The 20,043-nt window shown below is 37.8% G+C and carries 21 protein-coding genes; 17 read left to right on the plus strand and 4 right to left on the minus strand.

Features of this window, described 5'->3' with window-relative positions; all coding sequences use genetic code 11:
- Positions 1-129: 129 nt before the first annotated feature.
- On the minus strand, positions 130-513 hold the full coding sequence (locus tag R2S57_RS20095) for a DoxX family protein (RefSeq protein ID WP_316846731.1): 384 nt from the start codon (positions 511-513) through the stop codon (positions 130-132).
- A gap of 138 nt (positions 514-651) precedes the next feature.
- On the opposite strand from R2S57_RS20095, the gene hemA reads away from it, so the two are divergent.
- The 16 genes from hemA to R2S57_RS20175 all read left to right on the plus strand — a co-directional run bounded on the left by hemA (position 652) and on the right by R2S57_RS20175 (position 16,777).
- On the plus strand, positions 652-1,878 hold the full coding sequence (hemA, locus tag R2S57_RS20100) for a glutamyl-tRNA reductase (RefSeq protein WP_316846732.1): 1,227 nt from the start codon (positions 652-654) through the stop codon (positions 1,876-1,878).
- Between the two features lie 382 nt (positions 1,879-2,260).
- A complete protein-coding gene (hemC, locus tag R2S57_RS20105) occupies positions 2,261-3,841 on the plus strand; it encodes a hydroxymethylbilane synthase (protein WP_316846733.1) in 1,581 nt (526 codons plus the stop codon).
- Between the two features lie 273 nt (positions 3,842-4,114).
- Positions 4,115-5,083, plus strand: coding sequence for a porphobilinogen synthase (hemB, locus tag R2S57_RS20110; RefSeq protein WP_316846734.1), 969 nt, complete (start codon positions 4,115-4,117; stop codon positions 5,081-5,083).
- A 147-nt stretch (positions 5,084-5,230) separates the two neighbouring features.
- Positions 5,231-6,601: a glutamate-1-semialdehyde 2,1-aminomutase gene (gene hemL / locus R2S57_RS20115; RefSeq protein ID WP_316846735.1), complete on the plus strand. Its 1,371-nt coding sequence runs from the start codon at positions 5,231-5,233 to the stop codon at positions 6,599-6,601.
- Between the two features lie 145 nt (positions 6,602-6,746).
- On the plus strand, positions 6,747-7,613 hold the full coding sequence (locus tag R2S57_RS20120) for a sensor histidine kinase (protein WP_316846736.1): 867 nt from the start codon (positions 6,747-6,749) through the stop codon (positions 7,611-7,613).
- Between the two features lie 8 nt (positions 7,614-7,621).
- Entirely contained in the window at positions 7,622-8,326 is a 705-nt protein-coding gene (locus tag R2S57_RS20125) for a response regulator transcription factor (protein ID WP_025146905.1), read from the plus strand.
- On the plus strand, positions 8,326-8,841 hold the full coding sequence (locus tag R2S57_RS20130) for a hypothetical protein (protein ID WP_316846737.1): 516 nt from the start codon (positions 8,326-8,328) through the stop codon (positions 8,839-8,841). The genes R2S57_RS20125 and R2S57_RS20130 overlap by 1 nt, the downstream gene beginning before the upstream one ends.
- Before the next feature lie 212 nt (positions 8,842-9,053).
- A complete protein-coding gene (hemE, locus tag R2S57_RS20135; protein ID WP_316846738.1) occupies positions 9,054-10,079 on the plus strand; it encodes a uroporphyrinogen decarboxylase in 1,026 nt (341 codons plus the stop codon).
- Between the two features lie 45 nt (positions 10,080-10,124).
- Positions 10,125-10,358, plus strand: coding sequence for a hypothetical protein (locus R2S57_RS20140; protein ID WP_316827888.1), 234 nt, complete (start codon positions 10,125-10,127; stop codon positions 10,356-10,358).
- Entirely contained in the window at positions 10,358-11,098 is a 741-nt protein-coding gene (locus R2S57_RS20145) for a hypothetical protein (RefSeq protein ID WP_316846739.1), read from the plus strand. Before R2S57_RS20140 ends, R2S57_RS20145 begins: the two co-directional genes overlap by 1 nt.
- Positions 11,098-11,658: a CopD family protein gene (locus R2S57_RS20150; RefSeq protein WP_316846740.1), complete on the plus strand. Its 561-nt coding sequence runs from the start codon at positions 11,098-11,100 to the stop codon at positions 11,656-11,658. The genes R2S57_RS20145 and R2S57_RS20150 overlap by 1 nt, the downstream gene beginning before the upstream one ends.
- A gap of 210 nt (positions 11,659-11,868) precedes the next feature.
- The gene (locus tag R2S57_RS20155) at positions 11,869-13,026 is read left to right on the plus strand and encodes a hypothetical protein (protein ID WP_316846741.1); all 1,158 of its coding nucleotides are present in this window, start codon (positions 11,869-11,871) and stop codon (positions 13,024-13,026) included.
- A gap of 350 nt (positions 13,027-13,376) precedes the next feature.
- Positions 13,377-13,946, plus strand: a complete 570-nt coding sequence (locus R2S57_RS20160; protein ID WP_025146912.1) for an RNA polymerase sigma factor — start codon at positions 13,377-13,379, stop codon at positions 13,944-13,946.
- Positions 13,927-14,682 carry a hypothetical protein gene (locus R2S57_RS20165; protein ID WP_316846742.1) on the plus strand — a complete coding sequence of 252 codons (756 nt, stop codon included), beginning with the start codon at positions 13,927-13,929 and terminating at the stop codon, positions 14,680-14,682. Before R2S57_RS20160 ends, R2S57_RS20165 begins: the two co-directional genes overlap by 20 nt.
- 134 nt (positions 14,683-14,816) lie before the next feature.
- The gene (locus R2S57_RS20170; RefSeq protein WP_316846743.1) at positions 14,817-15,602 is read left to right on the plus strand and encodes an outer membrane beta-barrel protein; all 786 of its coding nucleotides are present in this window, start codon (positions 14,817-14,819) and stop codon (positions 15,600-15,602) included.
- A 182-nt stretch (positions 15,603-15,784) separates the two neighbouring features.
- On the plus strand, positions 15,785-16,777 hold the full coding sequence (locus R2S57_RS20175; RefSeq protein ID WP_316846744.1) for an ABC transporter ATP-binding protein: 993 nt from the start codon (positions 15,785-15,787) through the stop codon (positions 16,775-16,777).
- 176 nt (positions 16,778-16,953) lie between these two features.
- Here R2S57_RS20175 and R2S57_RS20180 read toward each other — a convergent pair whose 3' ends face one another.
- Complete coding sequence (locus R2S57_RS20180) at positions 16,954-17,367, minus strand: hypothetical protein (protein ID WP_316846745.1); 414 nt, start codon at positions 17,365-17,367, stop codon at positions 16,954-16,956.
- Between the two features lie 68 nt (positions 17,368-17,435).
- Between R2S57_RS20180 and R2S57_RS20185 the strand changes: the two genes are divergently transcribed.
- Positions 17,436-18,065, plus strand: coding sequence for a DUF4230 domain-containing protein (locus R2S57_RS20185; protein ID WP_316846746.1), 630 nt, complete (start codon positions 17,436-17,438; stop codon positions 18,063-18,065).
- Positions 18,066-18,263: 198 nt separating this feature from the next.
- Here the strand turns inward: R2S57_RS20185 and R2S57_RS20190 are convergent, their stop codons facing one another.
- Both R2S57_RS20190 and ilvA read right to left on the minus strand, forming a co-directional pair.
- Positions 18,264-18,614 (minus strand): cupin domain-containing protein, encoded by a 351-nt coding sequence (locus tag R2S57_RS20190; RefSeq protein WP_316846747.1) that lies wholly within the window; start codon positions 18,612-18,614, stop codon positions 18,264-18,266.
- A 114-nt stretch (positions 18,615-18,728) separates the two neighbouring features.
- Positions 18,729-19,979 (minus strand): threonine ammonia-lyase IlvA, encoded by a 1,251-nt coding sequence (ilvA, locus tag R2S57_RS20195; protein WP_316846748.1) that lies wholly within the window; start codon positions 19,977-19,979, stop codon positions 18,729-18,731.
- Between the last annotated feature and the right edge of the window lie 64 nt (positions 19,980-20,043).

The following is a 20,043-nucleotide window of genomic DNA, read 5'->3' on the forward strand; positions in this document are numbered from 1 at the left end:
AAGCATCTGCAACCAATGAAAAAGATTCTTCGTTCCTCAGAATGACAGAAGTTTAAAAAGATTGCAACGAATAGCGGGGACTAACCTAAAAGTAAAATGCTGGCTTTGCTTTTCAAATTAAAGAAATCGTTAGACTGTTTTTTTGTAATAATACCATGCCCAGCCGATAAACAATAACTGAAAAGGCAACCTTGCCCACGCTATAAATGGCGTTACCAATATTTTACCCAAAATGAACGGCGCCATTTGAATCATGTAGATATGGGCAGGCAAAAATGCAATCAACATGAGGATAATCAGTAGCGCTGCCAACTTTCTGGTCTTTGCAAACAGTAGTAAAAGCCCTAAAACGATTTCTATTATCCCTGAAAAGTAAATTAAAAAGCCAGGTACAGGCAACCATTTTGGCATGATTACGTAATATACTGCAGTGGATAAAAAATGGTTACATCCGGCTAGAACATAGAAAATGGCATATGCCCAGAGAAAAAACGTGCGAATTGCTTTATTCATGAAATCAATATAGTAAATTAATCGCCAGGCGCCTCTATTTAAAACCGTTCTAAATTGATGTAAATTACAGGTTAATGACAGTCACATGCCTTCACCCTGTTACTTTTGTATCCCGATAATAGTTAATAACGGAATCACTTGGAATATTTAAAAGTAATAGCTTTTACGCATCACCACATCGACCTGAAATCTTTAGGGAAATTAGTTATTTGTGATCAGAGTTTAGATAGCAGGTTGAAGAATGTTCAAGCAGAGCTTCCCGTTAGCGAAATTTTCTATATTGGAACTTGTAACCGTGTTGAGTTTGTTTTCCTTACCAAAGAGAAAACCGACAAGGAATTTGTAACGCGGTTTCTTACCGTTTTAGATATGGGCCTGCCTCCTGAGTTTATGGAACGTTTTCTGGATAACGTTTCTGTTTACGAAAATGAAGAGGCTTTTAACCATTTGCTCAGAACATCGTGTTCTTTAGAGAGTTTGGTAGTTGGCGAAAAGGAAATTCTTGCCCAGATCCGTAAAGCTTACGAAAACTGTCGCGATGCCGGATTTACCGGTGATTACATGCGCATGATCATGGATAGGGTAGTGAAAACGGCGAAAGAAGTTTATACCCATACCAATATTTCGAAAAACCCTGTTTCTGTTGTCTCGTTGGCTTACCGCAAATTAAAAGAGCTGAATATGTGTGGCAACTCACGTATCCTGATTATCGGTGCAGGCGAAACCAACCAGAATATTGCAAAATATCTTAACAAACATAAATACTCAAATTTCTCCATTTTCAACCGTACACTTTCGAAAGCCGAAACTTTGGCGGAAGAGTTAAACGGAAAAGCCTACAATTTAGAAGCGCTTGAAGATTTTAATGAAGGATTTGATGTCATCATTACCTGCACAGGTTCTACCGAAGCAATTATTAGCGAAGAATTGTACGCCAAGCTATTGAATGGCGAAACAGGCAAAAAGGTAATTGTAGATTTGGCCATTCCGAACGATGTTACCCCTGCGGTAATCCACAATAATCTTGTTCATTATATTGAGGTAGAATCGCTTAAAGAGGTGGCACGTAAAAATATCCAGGAACGTTACAACGAACTGGTGCATGCAGAAGAAATTATTAGCAATAACATTGCTGAGTTTTTTTATGTGTTGAAACAACGCCGTATCGAACTGGCCATGCAGGATGTGCCGCGTAAAATCAAAGAAATCAAAAATACAGCCTTAAATGGTGTATTTGCTGATGAAATCAGTCAGATGGACGAAGCATCGCGTGAGGTTTTAGAACGTGTAATGAACTACATGGAGAAAAAATGCATCAGCGTTCCGATGATTATGGCCAAAGAAATTCTGGTTAATCAACCGTAATCAGCTTAACCGCAAAGAGCTCGAGTTAATTTCCTTTTTTCCTGTCATTCTGAACACAGTGAAGAATCTTTTTTCTTTTAGATAAATCCTGAAAGCAATTCTCTTGTCGTCATGCCGAACTCGTGTCAACATCACGCATGCAATCAACTTAAATAGACTTACATTCCTTATATTGTTCAACCGCCATCTAACATAAGATTCGGATTTTATTTATGAGGTTGTAGCTTAGAGATTCTTCTTAGGCTAAGAATGACAAGTCACTTATGTAATGTCACAGAAATCCTTTAAATTATGCCTTCTGTAACCTCACTGTCTCATTTTTAAACAATTCATGGTATAAACCACTAATTAAATTAAATTTGCAACTCATTTAACCTTTATAGTGAAGAAATTAACCATCGGAACACGCGGTAGCGACCTGGCATTATGGCAAGCAAATCATATAAAAGATGAATTGGCAGCCATTGGAATTGAAGCAGAAATAAAAATCATTAAAACGCAGGGCGATAAAATCCTGAATTTAAGATTGGATAAACTGGAAGGCAAAGGCTTTTTTACCAAAGAACTGGAAGAAGAGCTTTTGGGCGGAACAATTGATCTGGCCGTACATTGCCTTAAAGATCTGCCTACCACACATCCTGATGGATTGATCATTGCCGCTTTGCCACCACGTGAAGAAGCGAGCGAATATCTGTTAATTTTAAAAGATTGTGTAGATGTTTCGCAAAAACTTTCGTTAAAAAAAGGTGCAATGGTGGGTACTTCGTCTAATCGCCGTAAAGCACAGTTATTGGGCTTACGGCCTGATCTTGAAATTGAAGATCTACGTGGAAATGTGCCAACGCGTATCCAAAAGCTTCGTGATGAAGATTACGATGCCATTCTGATTGCTAAGGCAGGAGTGAAACGTTTAAATCTTGATGTGAGCGATTTGCATGTAGAAGAACTCGAAACTACTGAGTTTATCCCGGCACCCGCACAGGGCGCTTTGGCTATTCAGATCAGGGAAAACGATACTGAGCTTTTTGAGGCACTACAGAAACTGCACGATCCGGAAACTGCCGAAACGGTAAATGTGGAACGTAAGGTGTTAAACCTTTTCGAAGGTGGTTGCCACATGCCTTTGGGTTGTTATTGCCAAAAGGAAAATGGAAAATTCGAAATCTGGACGTCGAAAGCTGAAACCGCCGATCACTTTCCCGAACGTTTGTTTTTACGTGCCGATACGACAGAAGGGTTAGCAGAAAGAATTGTGGCCAAATTTAATGTAGAAAGAAAGAAACCGGCAAAGGTTTTTATCTCACGCGAAATTGGCGAACACAGTTATTTCCGCAGAGCACTGGAAAATAATAATATCGAAATAGAAGGACGCTCGTTAATCCGTACGTTCCCAATAGTAACTGTTTTAGATCAGTTTATCTTAAGGCATCTGGATTGGATTTTCTTCAGCAGCCGGAACAGCGTTGAATATTTTTTCAATTTAAAACCGCAATTGCCAAAGAAAACAAAGTTTGGTGTAGTGGGAAGAGGATCGGAAGATGCGCTACGTAAATTTGGTCATATTGCCGATTTTGTTGGTACAAGTGGTGATATTACCGAAGTAGCAGAAGATTTTGCGCAATTGGTTGGTGGTCAGCAAGTATTATTTCCAAGAGCGCAGGATTCGTTACAATCTATTCAAAAATCGTTACCAGCAGACGCTAAAATTATTGATCTGCCGATTTATGAAACGGTAATAGAAGAGGATATCGACCAGAGTTATGCCGATGTGCTGATTTTCACCAGTCCATCTAATGTTGACGCTTATTTCGCCGATAATTTATTGGCGCCGGGGCAACAGGTAATTGCGATTGGAAACTCTACCGGAAAGAAATTTGATGAAATGGGAGTGAAATATGCTTTGCCTTATTCGCCTGATGAAATTGGATTGGCCGAAGCAGTGTTTGGGATAGAGATGAGGTAAAGGATAGGAAGGTCGAAGGTTTAGGGTCGAAGGTTGAAAATACTTTTATCTTGATACTTATATCTTGATACCTAATACTACAATCTCGATACTAAATCCAAAATCTGTGTAATCATCCAATCTGTGTAATCAATCCGAAGGAAAAAATAGAAATATACTCAAGTCTTGATACCCGATACTATAGTCTTGATACCCGTTACTAAAATCTTGATACTCGATACTTTAATCTTGATACCTGATACTATAGGCTTGATACTAAATACTTAAAAGAAAATGTTAAACCGTCCGCGTAGATTAAGGAAAAACCCATTGGTGAGAGAGATGGTGGCCGAAACCCGGTTATCGAAAAATATGTTTGTGTACCCTTATTTTATAGTGCCAGGCAGTAATGTTACCCATGCTATTGATGCCATGCCAGGTGTAAACCATTATTCGGTTGATACCCTGGTAAAAGATGTTGAGGCTGGAATGAAAAAAGGGCTTAATAAAATTATGCTTTTTGGGGTTGGCGACGAGAAATCGGAAGATGCGAAATCTGCCTACCACGATCATTCCCTGGTGCCAACTGCAGTTCGTGAATTAAAAAAGCAATTCGGTGATGATTTATATGTAATTACTGATGTTTGCGTTTGTTCTTATACCACTCATGGTCATTGCGGTATTTTAGAGAACGATTACGTTCAAAATGATAAAACGGTTGAGGTAATTGCAAAAATGGCTTTAACGCATGCTGAAGCTGGTGCAGATATGTTTGCGCCGTCGGATATGATGGATGGAAGGATTGAAGCCATGCGTAATCTTTTAGATGAAAATGGTTTTGTAAATGCGGCCATTATGAGCCATGCTACAAAATTTGCTTCTGCCTATTATGGCCCTTTTAGGGAGGCTGCAGACTGTGCACCAAGTAAAGGCGACAGAAAAGCCTATCAGATGGATTTTAGAAACCCACTGGAAGCTTTACGCGAAGCACAGCTTGATGAGCAGGAAGGTGCTGATGTGTTAATGGTGAAACCAGGTTTAGCTTATCTGGATATTATCCAACGGTTAAAACAAGATACCAATTTGCCAATTGCGGTTTACAATGTATCAGGCGAATACTCAATGGTAAAAGCGGCTGCCGAACGGGGATGGATAGACGAGCAAAAAGTAGTAATGGAAACCATGCATGCCTTCGCCCGCGCAGGCGCAAGCATTATTACCACTTACCATATTAAAGATATTTTAAATAACGATTGGCTATAGAGGTGGAAGGTTGAGGGTTTAAGGCTTAGGGTTTTCCTTGCTAATCTGATATTTCCATTTCATAAATAACAAATAGGTATTTAGTGTTTTATAAGTTTTGGCTTTATGCCTTAAACCTTAAGCCTTTTACCTTATACCTTAACAAAAATGTTAGATTCATTAAAAAAAATGTTTTCAGGCAACGAAGCCGATATTCCGGTAAATACAGGAAGTAAACCTGATATTTCGAGGGTTAAATCTGCAGAACTGTACGAGAAATCGAAAACCTATTTCCCTGGTGGGGTAAACTCTCCGGTAAGGGCTTTTAAATCTGTTTATGGTACACCACTTTTTATCGAAAAGGGTGATGGCTGTTATATCTGGGATGCCGATGGTAATCAGTTTATTGATTTCTGTGGAAGTTGGGGCCCGTTAATTTTGGGACATAACAATCCTAAAATCCGTGAAAAAGTTACTGAGGTAATGCAGAATGGAATGAGCTTTGGCGCACCAACAGCTTTAGAAAATGAATTGGCAGAGCTGATCATCAAAAACAACCGTTTTGTAGAGAAAATCCGTTTCACCAGTTCTGGTACCGAAGCGGTAATGTCGGCAATACGTTTGGCGAGAGGTTTTACTGGTCGCGATAAAATTTTAAAATTTGAAGGTTGTTACCATGGTCACAGCGATTCGCTTTTGGTTAAAGCAGGTTCGGGCCTGGTAACTTTTGGCGAAACTTCTTCAGCTGGTGTACCAAAATCTTTTGCCGAAGAAACTATCGTAATTCCTTTAAATGATAAAACAGCTATTGAGCAGGCTTTTGCCCAGTTTAAAGATCAGATTGCTGCGGTAATTATTGAGGGAATCCCCGCAAATAACGGTTTGATTATTCAGGATGAAGAGTACATTCATTTCTTACGTAAAATCTGCACAGATAACGGTTCACTTTTAATTTTTGATGAAGTAATCACTGGTTTCAGGGTGGGTTTTGAAGGTGCCGCTGCACATTATGGCGTTACACCCGATATTGTTACCTATGGCAAAATTATCGGTGGAGGCTTGCCGGTGGGTATGTATGGTGCACGTGCGGAAATTATGGCACACATTTCTCCTGATGGCGGTGTTTATCAGGCAGGAACTTTATCTGGAAACCCAGTGGCTATGGCAGCTGGAATCGCTACATTAACAGAACTGAATAAATCAAGCTTTTATAAAGACCTGAATGCAAAAGCACAAGAATTTGTGGCCAGCATCCAACGTTTTGCAACAGCAAGGAATTATAAATTCAAGGTATTTACCATTGGATCCATCTTCTGGTTTGCTTTTACGGATAAAGATAAAATCCAATCGGCTGATGATATTGATGCAAGCAGCATGGAGAAATTCAAAATCATGCACCGTGAGTTATTAAATAGAGGAATTTATTTAGGTCCATCGGGATATGAAGTTGGTTTCGTATCTTCAGCACATACGAAGATTGAATTAGAGAAAGCGAAACGTGCTATTTTTGAAGCGTTGGATCTGGTATTTAAGAAATAAGGCTTTATCTAAAGATCGTCATTGCGAGGAACGAAGCAATCCTACTACAATCGCTAGGCTTTAAACCCTATAACATTAAGATTGCTTCGTCGTTCCTTCTCGCAATGACGGACAAGAAACAATCAGTGTAATCAACCCGAAGGAAATGAAGAAATCTATAATTATATTTTACGCATTATTGCTGTACGCGTTAATTCAACTCATTTCGTGGGGTACTTTGGTGGTGCGTTTGCAGCCGAGCCGTATGACGATGATTATGGGCGAAGGATCGGTATTTTTGTTTTTGCTCTGCATTGGTGGTTATTTTCTGCATCAATCGTTAAAACGCGAGGATAAATTAAGGGAACAACAGCAAAACTTCCTGATGTCGATTACGCACGAGTTAAAATCTCCTTTGGCAGCCATTAAACTTTCTATCCAAACTATTGTTAAAAGAGATTTGGATAAAGCCCGTCAGGTTTCGTTACTGAATAATTCGTTAAAAGACATTGAGCGATTGGATGATCTGGTTGAAAATATGCTATTGGCTACCAAGATCGAAAACCGTTCTTATACCTTTCCGAAAGAAGAATTTAACTTCTCAGAATTGGTGTATAAAATTACAGACCGTTTGCAGGTTCATTCTTGTGGCAACGAACAATTGATCAGTGCCCAAATTCAGCCAAATTTGCAGATAATGGGTGACAAATTTGCCTTATCGTCAGTAGTGACCAATTTAATTGAAAATGCGGTGAAGTATTCGAGCCCATGTGATGAGATTAATGTGCATTTAAACGATGTGGACGGTCATATTCATTTAAGTGTGATCGATAAAGGGCCAGGTATTTCAGATGCCGAAAAAATGTTGATATTTGATAAGTTTTACCGCGTTGGTAACGAGAATGTCAGAAAAGCGAAAGGAACAGGTTTAGGCTTGTTTATTGTGAAAGAGGTTTTACAATACCATGATGCAGATATTACAGTAAAAGACAATCTGCCCCAAGGAAGTATTTTTGAAGTAACATTTAGTTAATCTCAATTATGTCACAAAAATTAAGAATTCTATTGGTAGAAGACGAGGATCACTTGTTAGATGCTATCAAATTAAACCTCGAACTTGAGGGTTATAAAGTTCACGCCGTTAAAGATGGCAAAACCGCTCTTAAAATTTTTAAAGAAGAACGCTTCAACCTCATCATTTTAGATGTGATGTTGCCTGAAATGGATGGTTTTCAGGTTTGTGAAACAATCCGTTTAGAAAATGCAGAAGTTCCAATTATGTTTTTAACAGCTAAAAATACTTCGGAAGACCGTGTATTGGGTTTGAAAAAGGGAGCTGATGATTATTTGGTTAAACCATTCAATTTAGAAGAATTAATTCTTCGTGTTGGTATTTTGGTTAAACGCAGTTTAAAATCTGACGATTTAAAAGAATTGAATTCTTACAAAATCGGCGATAAAACGATCTATTTTAACTCTTTCGAATTGAAACATGATGATGGTACCATCACACCGTTAACCAAAAAGGAAACGATGTTGTTGAAACTGTTAATCGAACGTAAAAACGATGCAGTTTCAAGAGAGCAGATTTTAGAAACCGTTTGGAATTATGATGTTTATCCATCAACCAGAACGATTGATAATTTTATTTTGACGTTCCGCAAATATTTCGAGCCAGATCAAAAAAACCCAGTTTATTTCCACTCTATCCGTGGGGTAGGTTATAAATTCACCGATAGTCATTAATGTACAATAATAAGGGCAGATATGCTTTAATGGCAGTTTTTGTGCTTGCTGCATTGGTTTGTGTTTTTTACTATCAATACCAGTTGGCCGCTGTTTCAGGGCTTTTATTTGCCTTTGTTGTTTGGAGCCATTTTAAACATGGTTCGGTATTAATGGCATCGAAGCATTTCAAAAATAACGAATTCGCTAAAACCAAAGCTTTATTGGCTGAGGTGGCTAAACCAGAACGTTTGGCCAAAAGCCGAAGAGGTTATTACGAATTTATGAAGGGCAATATGGCTTTGAAGGAAGAAGACTATGATAAGGCTGAATATCATTTTCAGCTGGCCAGTCGTTTTCCGGTAGGGGGTAAGAATGAAAAATCATATGTACTGATCCATTTGGCAAATCTTGCTTTACGGAAGAAAGATAGAGAAAGAGCAGAAGCATATACCAAATTGGCCAAAGAACTTGCTGAAACACAACGATCGAAAGATATTATCGTTAAAATTGAAAAAGAAATAAGCAAAATATAATATTAGTATTGTCATTTTGAATAACGAAGCACCAGTTTAGGAATAAAAAGGTACTTCGTTTTTTTTTTATTTATACCTTTGCGGAATTAAAATTTTAGCCCACTCGTCATGCTGAACTTGTTTCAGCATCTTTTTTGCTATTAAGACCCTGAACTAAATTCGATAGCTATCGGATCAGGGGGACGTTGAACAAAGGACACCAAATACAAATCATGAAGAATAATTTATTTTTAGACGCTGCATTTTCAAAACAAACCGAACGCCCGCCAGTATGGATGATGCGTCAGGCAGGTCGTTTTATGCCACAATATTGGGAAATTAAAAACAAATACTCTTTTTTAGAGATGTGTAAAACTCCCGAAATTGCTGCTGATGTGACCATGTTACCTGTTGATTTGTTGGATATTGATGCCGCGATTTTATTCTGTGATATTTTGGTAACTGGCGAGGCCATGGGTGGCGATTTGAGTTTTACACAAGGTGTTGGCCCTAAGTTTGCCAACCCGGTACGTAATGCCCAGGATATCGAAAACTTAAATGTCGACTGTCTGGACGAATTGCAGTACGTTGCTGATGCGATTAAAGTGATTCAGCAACGGTTGGATTGCAGAATCCCATTGATCGGTTTTGCAGGTGCACCCTTTACCGTAATGAGTTATTTAATTGAAGGCGGTTCCTCTAAAGATTTCAAATTAACCAAGCTTTTTATACACAATCAGCCAGAACTGGCACACAAACTTTTAGCTAAAATTGCAAAAGTAACGGCCGATTATCTGAATCTTCAGATTGCTGCTGGTGTTAATGCGGTTCAAATTTTCGACAGTTGGGCACTGGCTTTATCGTGGAACGATTATCAGGAGTTTTCTCACCGTTATATTCAGGAAATTATTGCCAACCTAAATAGAAAAGATATTCCTGTGATTTCTTTCTGTAAAGGAAGTTCTGTTTTTGCACCGATTATGGCAGAAGCCAAACCAGATGTAATTTCAGTGGATTGGAATGCCGATTTATTGAATATTAAAAATGCTTTGCCACAAGGTATTGCTGTTCAGGGGAATTTAGATCCACATATTTTATATGCCGATAAAGCAGTAATTAAAGCACAGATTCATAAATTATTCGAACGCATGCGCGGTACTGAAGGATTTATCTTCAATTTAGGTCATGGTATAATGCCTGATATCCCTTTCGATAACGTGAAGTATGCTATTGACGTAGTGAAGGAGTTTAGATATTAACTGAATCATTTGATTTTTGTATATTAGCTTTATAACTCAAATAGCATGACTGTTAAATCGTTAAATGATGAGGATAAGCTGCCAATTAAACAATTAATTAAAGCAGTTAATAAGAAGATGGAAGATGTTCTAAGGGTTGTTGATGCTTTAAATTTAGGTAGAACTGAAGTGAAAGCAGATGGCGTTTATAGAACATTTAATAATGGTGATGTTGTTAAGATAGCAGAAGGTAATTTTAAAAGAAGAAGAGTTTCTGTAAAGAGAATTAAGCTTTTTTAATGCCCAAAAAGCCCAAATTAAGGATTTTTGCAGGACCAAATGGTTCTGGTAAAACTACTTTGTTTGATTCTATAAAATCAAGCTATTTCTCGACCCGGATTTTTGTTAATGCAGATTTATTGGAAGAAGAATTTACGAAGAAGAATTTTTTAAACTTATCTAATTTTGAAATCAACGCTACTAATGAAGATTTTGAATCGTTTTGCTTTAAAAATGGACTTTTCATAAAAGCTGGATTTAACAAAAAAACTTGGAACTTGGCTGTTAGAGAAAATGTTATTGTTAAAGCCATATCTGGCTCAATAATTTATAATTCTTATCATTTTGCCATTATCGCTGACTTTATTCGATACTCATTAATTGAGACTAAAAAGTCATTTAGCTTCGAAACGGTATTTTCACACCCCTCAAAATTGGATCTTATTGATTTTGCTCATCTTAATAATTATAAGGTATATCTTTATTTTATTGGTACAGAGACACCAAAGATGAATGTAGAACGCGTAAAGGATCGGGTTTTGAAAGGAGGACATGTGGTTGATGCAGAAAAGATTGAGAAGCGCTATTTTTTGACAATGGATTTATTAATTGATATGCTTAAAAAGGTGGATCAAACTTATCTTTGGGACAATTCTGAAACACAGAATTATGTTGGCGAAATTTGTGATGGGATATTAGATCTACAACTTACCGATATCCCAAATTGGATTGATACCTATATCTTGAATAAAATTAAATAATGATAGAAACCTTAGAGCCATTTTACTTCTATTTCCTTGCAGTACACATTGTATTTGTAATCAGCTGGATGGCAGGACTGTTTTATATTCTGAGTCTTTTTATTTACCATACCGAAGCAAACGATAAACCTGAACCTGAAAAGGGTATCCTCCAGAAACAGTTTGTTAAAATGGAAGCTACTTTATGGAAAATTATTGCAACTCCGGCAATGATTATTTCTGTTTTGGCAGGGGCTTCTATGCTTACCCTACATCCTTTTTTACTACAAATGGATTGGATGTGTGTTAAGCTTGGTTTTGTGGTTGGATTGCTTATCTATCATTTCGTTTGCCAAAACATCGTTAAACAGCTTAAAAACAATCAATACAAGCTAACAAGCTTTCAGTTGAGGTTATGGCGCGAGCTGGCTACCATTTTTATGATTGCCATTGTGTTTGTGGTGATTCTTAAAAATGCGATCAACTGGATTTATGGCTTAATTGGTATAATGGGCGTTGCCATGGCGATTATGATTGCAGTTAAATTGTATAAAAACTATCGAAAAAAGCGTGGCGAATAGCCTTGGAACCACAAAGCCACGGAGGCACCAAAAAAAATACTTGCAATCAGAATCCCTACAAAAACTTTGTGTTCTTTGTGCCTTAGTGGTCAACCCATATTAACTTTGTTTCCTTTTCGTAAACTTGCATCAGCTTCCTGATACTTGATACCCGATAGTTGATAATTTAATAAAAAACTATCCTAAATTTGGGCGATAAAATCAAAGCGCATGTTTACAACTACAGGTCTGAAAAAGGCCTTACTCTTAATACCCTTTCTTTTTAGTGCTTATTTTGCTTCGGCCCAGTTTAACCAATCGGCTTTTGAAAACCGGATCCGACCTGATAGCAGTTTAACCAACGAGGTCCACTTTAATTTTTACAATTTAAACTATGTTCGTAATTACGAGTATACAAACGATTTTCACGATGGTTATACTTTGTACGGTACGCAGTTGCAACCTCAAATTGTGTATTATGCGCATCCTAATCTGGCCATTACAGCAGGGGCATTTATTAGAAAGGATTTTGGCAGAAATGGGATTTCTGATGCGAAACCTTTATTCAGCGTAAAATACCATAAAAGAAACCTCACCCTGATTTTTGGAAGTTTAGAGGGTAATATTCAGCATAAATATATCGAGCCTTTATACGACTTCGAAAGGACCATCACTACGCCGATCGAATATGGCACGCAATTATTGGTGGAGCGTAAGAAATTTACTTTGGATGCCTGGATTGCCTGGCAGAAAATGATTTATAAAGGCGACCCCGCTAAAGAAGAAATTATTGGTGGTTTATCAACAGAAAGTTTTTTAATAAAAAACGATGACTGGAAATTAAGTATTCCTGCACAGTTTTTGGCTTTTCATCAGGGGGGACAAATTGATGTACTTAAGGAAATTCCAATTACGACCATGTTTAATGGCGCAACAGGTATAAAGTTACATAAAGATATTAGTGGTAATATTAAACAGGTATATACCGATAACTATATTGCCGTTTACAAAGATTTGTCTCCTGATAAAAGAAAAGCATTTGAAGGTGGCTTCGGTTTATGGTTAAATGCTGGTGTAGAAAGTAAATGGGGAAGTTTGGTGGCCTCTTACTGGAAAGGCAATAACTTTATTTCGATTAAAGGTATGCCGCTGTACGAATCGGTATCTGATAACCTGTACAGTCAGGGGTTGAAGCAAAGTGCCAGAAACATTGTTTCGTTACGTTATGCTTACCAAAAAGAATTAATTCCACATTTATACCTTGATGTGCGTTTCGAACCGCATATCGATTTAGACAATACCGATAAACAACTTCAGTTTAACCATTCGTTTTTCTTAACCTATAAACAGGATTTCAAATTGTTTAAGGTGAAAAAGGAGGGAAGGTAGAAGGTAGTAAGGCGGAAGGTTTAGAGAGATAAAGCTCATTCCATTTCAAACCTCGTAGGTTTTCGAAACCTACGAGGTTTTTTTTATTTTTAAACTGTTCCTGGTTTATAAACCCGATAGCAGCGATTCCGATTCTTCATCGGAAGTAGCGAATAGCGGGACTGCTGCTCCCGATGAAATGCGGCATGTTCATTTTCAAATAAAAAATCTATATCTTTCTTGAAATTTATTTAAACTATATCTTGTTGATAATCAATTAATATAGGGATAATTTTAATTTTATTTAACTTTTTTTTACTCCCCATGCAACCATTGTTTGTGATTGCCCATCTTCTATATACAAACACACAATGAAATTGACGCGAAGCTATACGATAAACGATTTGATGGAAGGCTGCAAAGCTGGCGACCGGAAGATGCAAGAGCTGCTTTATAAGCAAACTGCATCGAAAATGTTAGCCGTTTGTATGCGCTACGCCAAGGATAGGATGGAGGCAGAAGATGTATTGCAGATGGGCTACATCAAAATCTTTCAAAAAATAAAAGAGTATAGGGGGGATGGTTCTTTCGAAGGCTGGATTAGAAGGGTTATGGTGAATACTGCCATTGAAAGTTACCGTAAAAATTTACGCAGCTTAAATGTGGTGGAGATAGATGAAGCTTATGAACAACCATCAACCGGATTTGATTTTGGTACTTTAGGCATGCAGGATTTGATGAAAGTAATCCAAAAACTGGCAGATGGTTACCGTATGGTTTTTAACATGTATGTAATAGAAGGTTATTCGCACAAGGAAATTGGAGAAACGCTTGGCATCTCAGAAGGCGCGAGTAAATCGCAGCTATCGAGAGCAAGAGCAATATTAAAAGAAGAAATTATAAAAATGGAGGGATTTGGTTATGCAACCTATACGGGATAAGGATTTTGATCAATTGTTTAAGGATGCTTTTGCTGATGCAGAAGTAACACCTTCGAGAGATTTATGGAGCAATATTGAAAGCGAAATAACCCCTAAGAAAAAAAGGATCATACCAATTTATTGGTTATCGGCAGCAGCTGTATTATTGATCGCTACCATAGGGATATTGGTTTATCAACAACAAAATACCAGCAGCGAAGGCAAACAATTGGCCAGTAATACCATTGAAACAACCAAGCCAGTAGTGCAGGCTCCAATTGTTAAAGATACTGTTACTAAAATAGTTGAACCAGTTGAAAATATAACACCAGTTTTGCCGGTTCAACGTAAATCGGTAAGCGCTGTTGCTAAAACAAAGGTTAAACAAGAGCTTATTAAACCTGTAGAAAAACAGCGCATCGTTACCGCACCTGAAATGCAAAAACAGGAAGCTGTATTGGCTAAAGTTGAGGAGCCTAAAAAAGATATTAAAACAAAAATTGAAGAGGCCATTCTGCAACCAAAGGAGGAAACTGTAATTGTTGCTAACCCTACAGCTGTTAAAATAGACGAGCCTGTTAACGACAATGAACAAAGCAATAAAGGTATCCGTAATGTTGGCGATGTGGTAAACCTGATCGTTAACAAAATGGACAAAAGAAAAGATAAACTGATCCAGTTCCGTACCGATGATGATGATTCTTCTTTATCATCCATCAATATCGGCCCGTTTAAAATAGGGAAACGCAAAAAATAACAGTTTTCAGTCGGCAATTATCAGTACACAACATTAAATCATTCACTCCTAGGGTTGATCAGGATTTACAGATTTTAGGATTACAACATTAAAACCAATCACTCATTCAATAACTCAAAAAAACACACATAGATATGAAACGGCTAATTTATACAACACTTTTGGTAAGCGGACTTGCCGGTGTTATGGCTCCTAGTGCTTTTGCGCAACAGGATAGTACCAAAAAGAAAATGGATTACAGCGAAGGTCATGGCATCATGATCAAATCCAAATCAGCTGATTCAGCAAGAAAAGGCCGTTTCGTAGGTGGAATTACTTTTACCAGGGTTGATTGGGGTTTCTCCAGGTTAATCGACAATGGAAGTTTTAATTTATCTCCTAATAACGATTTCTTAGATTATAAAGGCGGTAAAACCAGTACATTTTCTTTTGATATCTTGCAATTGGGCTATCGTTTCAATTCTAATTTTAAGGTGTATGTTGCCGGTGGATTTGACTGGACCTTAATCCGCTTAAGAAAAGATATCACTATCGCTAAAAACTCGAGCGAATTTGCATACACTGATCAGGCACCTGTGCATTTCTCTAAAAACCGTTTCTCGAGCAGTTATGTGCATATTCCATTGAACTTTGAATTCCGCACTGGCGAAAACAAAAACAGCAAAAGATTTTACCTGGTTTTAGGTCCGGAGGTGAGCTTTTTGTTAAACGGAAAAATTAAACAAGTGAGTGAGGAGCGTGGTAAAGAAAAACAATATGACAGTTACCACTTCCAATCGGTTCGTTATGGAGGTACCATTAGATTTGGTTATGGCGGCATCGGTTTGTTTACCAAATATTACTTCAACGATATGTTTACCACCGCTCAGCAAGCTGGTTTAAAAAATATGAGCTTCGGGCTTACTTTCGGACTAAACTAAGCCATATCAATTAAATAGACTGATTATGTCTCTCCTTTAGGAGAGATGTCCGAAGGACAGAGAGGTTAACACACAATAAAACAGATCCTGTTTCGGTTAGGCGAAACAGGATTTTTTAGTTTTCCCTCTTTACCCTAAACCTTCCACCTCAAAACCCTCTACCTTTTTCTTATCTTTACCGCGTGAGCAATACCCTAATCAGCGTTAAAAATTTAACCAAACAATATCAGGCAGAACAGGCCGGAGGCATTAAAAATGTAAGTTTCGAAATCAAAAGGGGCGATGTAGTAGCCATTATTGGCGAGAGTGGCAGTGGGAAATCGACCCTGTTGAAATCCATTTACGGGCTATTGAAAACTGATGAAGGCGAAATCTTTTTCGAAGATCAGCGGGTTAAAGGTCCAGACGAGCAATTGATACCAGGCCACAAACAGATGAAAATGGTTACGCAAGACTTTTCGCTGAATATATATGCGAAAGTGTATGATAATATTGCCTCACAGCTATCGAATACCGATCTTAAAACCAAAGCCGAAAAAACGCTTCAGATCATGGAGCACCTTCGGATTTTGCCACTTCAAAATAAAAAAATCATTGAACTGAGTGGGGGGGAGCAGCAGCGTGTGGCCATAGCTAAAGCAATGGTTGCCGATACGCAGGTTTTATTGTTGGATGAACCTTTTAGTCAGGTTGATGCCTTATTGAAGAACCAACTGCGCGCTGATATTAAGCGGGTCGCGTCAGAAACGGGTGTTACTGTAATTTTGGTTTCTCATGATCCTGCCGATGGTTTATTCCTGGCTGATCAGTTGCTCATTCTGAAAAACGGAGAATTGTTACAAACGGGAAAACCATCCGAAATTTATCAGCATCCCAAACACATTTATACGGCTCAGATTTTAGGCAATGCCGTGGTTTTATCGAAAACTGATGCCGAAAAAATCGGGTTAAAAACACAAAAAGAATCCGTGGTATTTTATCCCGAATGGGCCGAAATCAACAGCAACTGGAGCAGCAGACGTTTTGAAGTAAAAGACGTATACTACAAAGGTTTTTACGACGAATTGCTTTTAGAAAGAAATGGCGTGAATATCCGTGCCTTACAATTGAACAGAGGAGAACATAAAAAAAATGACCACGTTCAGTTGAATATTAGTCATTTTTTAGAGTTTTAATTGTAGTTATAACTTTTGTATTATTATTAAAAAGTTATAAATATAACTTTTTAATATATCAAGGGATACAACATGTTTACATCCGCGACTTTTTAATGTGGGAAAATTAGCACATAAAAAAAACGACCATGTTCAATTGAACATTAGTCGTTTTATAGTTTTAAAATATCCTGGGTTTAATTTCCAGCGTAATCAGATGGAATAATAACAACCTTTACTAAAGTATTATAGTTCGGTGGAACTGTAGCTGTTAAATTATTGGTGTCTTGAACATCAAACCTTAAACCTCCATTGGAAACTTTATAGCTAAAAGCGTTGTAATTGAATGTATAAGGTAATTGGATATCACCATTTGGATCACTAGGGTGCTCAAAATAAACTAGAACACCTTCGTCATCTAATGTTACTCCATCAATAGCAGCTAACGGCTTACTTACAGAATAACTCCCATTGGCGTTGCGCACCCATTCATTTGAGTTAATCGTGAAATTATAAGTTTTGGCTCTTAATTCTTGATAGACAGTTTCTTTTTTGCAAGATGCCAGACCTAGTGTGACAATGCAAAGCATTAAGATGGTAAGTTTTTTCATGTTGATTAGTGTTTTATTTGTGTGTATGATATTGCTATTACAAATCTGCTGCCAAAAAAATAAAATGCATGATTTATGGATTAATTATTGTGCAACAGATTAAATACACAACTGTTAGCATCCAATTTTTATTAGATATGAAGCTCTTTTTCCGCCTTTTGCCCTGGTTAATTTTAATCGTTGCAGGCTACTTATTTATCTCCAAAAAGTTTAGTATCAATACCTCTGTAGAAAGCAAACATCAGCTTCTGGTGGAGAAAATTGAAGCCATTGGCAAATTAGAGCTGGTGAGGTACCAGATCAGTGATGTTTTGGAACATAAAAATAAAACCGATTTTTTACCTGAAGCGAGTGTTTTACTGATTGTTAAGGCCGAAGCAGTAGGTTGTATCGACTTAACAAAAATTACCAGAGCAGATATTGATATTGATGCGGACACCGCTGTAGTAAATTTACCACAGCCCGAAATTTGTTATGTGAAAATCGACCATAAAAACTCCCGGGTTTACGATACAAAAATGGCTTTCTTCCGCGAGGCGAGTTTGGTAGACGAAGCCTATAAAGCAGCCGAAAGACAGGTGACTGCCGAAGTTAATAAATCGAGTATATTATCGCAGACCAAAACCAATGCTACAACGGTGCTTAAACCAATTATAGAAGGCTTGGGTTATAAGAATGTGAAGTTTACCTTTAATTAAGGCTTAAGGTGGAGGGTTTAAGGTGTAAGGTTTAGGGCGATCTTCACATAGTGTCGTCATCTCGACCGGAACGCAGTGGAGCGGAGAGATCTGCCTCGAGATAGATTTCTCGACTGCGTTGCTCCGCTCGAAATGACGGCATTTATTAATATATACCCAAATAATATATGCCTAACTTCCCGACTCCCGACCTCAGTCTTATTTCAAAAAATCTCCCCTATGCGGATTAAAAATATCGATCAACAATCCGGATTCTAAGCAAAGTACACCATGAAATACATTGGTTGGGGCAAAGAAAACATCGCCCTCATTTAGTATTTTTTTATCATCTCCCATGCTCACTTCAAAACTGCCTTTCGCTACATAACTCATTTGTAAATGAGGATGGTTATGAATGGTACCGATGGCATCTTTTTCAAAAGCTACTTTAACCAGCATCAGGTTGTCATCGTAAGCCATAATCTTGCGTTTAACGCCTGCACCTAAATCTTCCCAGTCGATATCGCTGTCAGAAATTAATGTTTTGTGGTTTAAGTCTTTGAAATTCATTTTTTTTATTTTCTTATTTTTACGTCACCCTGAATTTATTTCAGGGTATTTCACGCTAGAAAGATGCTGAAATAAATTCAGCATGACGATAGTATAAAACTTAGCGGTTAAATGCTAAACCAAATATTCAAACAAAGTCTGATCCTGGTTTAACTCGATGATTTCGAATTTAAAATCTTTCATGCGCTGCAATAAACTCGCATAATCGTTTTTGTTTGAAAGTTCAATCCCCACCAATGCCGGGCCGTTTTCTTTGTTCGTTTTTTTAATAAACTCAAAACGGGTAATATCATCCTGCGGACCTAATACCTCATTCACAAATAACTTTAAAGCACCTGGTCGTTGTGGGAAACGTACAATGAAATAATGTTTCAAGCCTTCGAAAAGCAAAGATTTCTCTTTAATCTCCTGCATACGCTCTATGTCGTTATTTCCACCGCTAACAATACAAACTACTGTTTTGCCTGCAATCTGGTCTCTCAGCTGATCTAATGCAGCCACAGAGAGTGCCCCAGCAGGTTCAACCACAATTGCATCTTCGTTATAGAGTTTTAGGATAGTTGTACATATTTTTCCTTCAGGGATTAAGTGCATCTGATCGAGAAGCTCTTTGCAATATTCGTAAGTGATGTGCCCAATTCTTTTTACAGCAGCACCATCTACAAAACGGTCTATCTCTTCTAAAGTAAATGGACCGCCATATTCCATCGCCGTAACCATCGATGGTGCGCCCAGTGGTTCAACACCAACTAATTTTACATCAGGTTTAACGGTTTTCATATAGGCACTTACGCCTGATGCCAAACCGCCACCGCCAACAGGCATTACCACCATATCCAAATCAGGAAGATCTTCGTAAATCTCTACACCAACCGTTGCTTGTCCTTCAATTACTTTTTCATCATCGAACGGTGGAATAAAGGTGGCCGATTTTTCAGCGCTGTAAGCAAGGGCTTCTTTCAAACAATCGTCGAAAGTATCGCCCACTAAAATTACTTCTACACTGTCGCCGCCAAACATATAAGTTTGTTTCACCTTTTGTTTAGGCGTAATTTCGGGCATAAAAATAACTCCTTTAATACCAAGTTTTTTACACGAATACGCTACACCCTGCGCATGGTTACCTGCACTTGCACAAACTACACCATTAATTAATGCATCCTGAGGTAATGAGCTAATTTTATTGTAGGCACCACGCAATTTGTAAGAACGTACAATCTGAAGGTCTTCCCTTTTTAAATAAATATTGGCATTGTAATGTGCAGAAAGTCCGGCATTAAATTCCAAAGGGGTGCGTTTTACCACGCCCTTTAATCGTTGTGATGCAGATTGAAAATCTAGCGTATTCGGTGTTGTAGTGTTCATTTTTTTAAGTATCAAGTAGAGAGCCGGTTTAGCGTGCTAAGTATCGAGTATTTAGTAGCTAAAC

It is taken from the genome of Pedobacter psychrodurus (genome assembly GCF_032678585.1).
Taxonomy (GTDB): domain Bacteria; phylum Bacteroidota; class Bacteroidia; order Sphingobacteriales; family Sphingobacteriaceae; genus Pedobacter; species Pedobacter psychrodurus_A.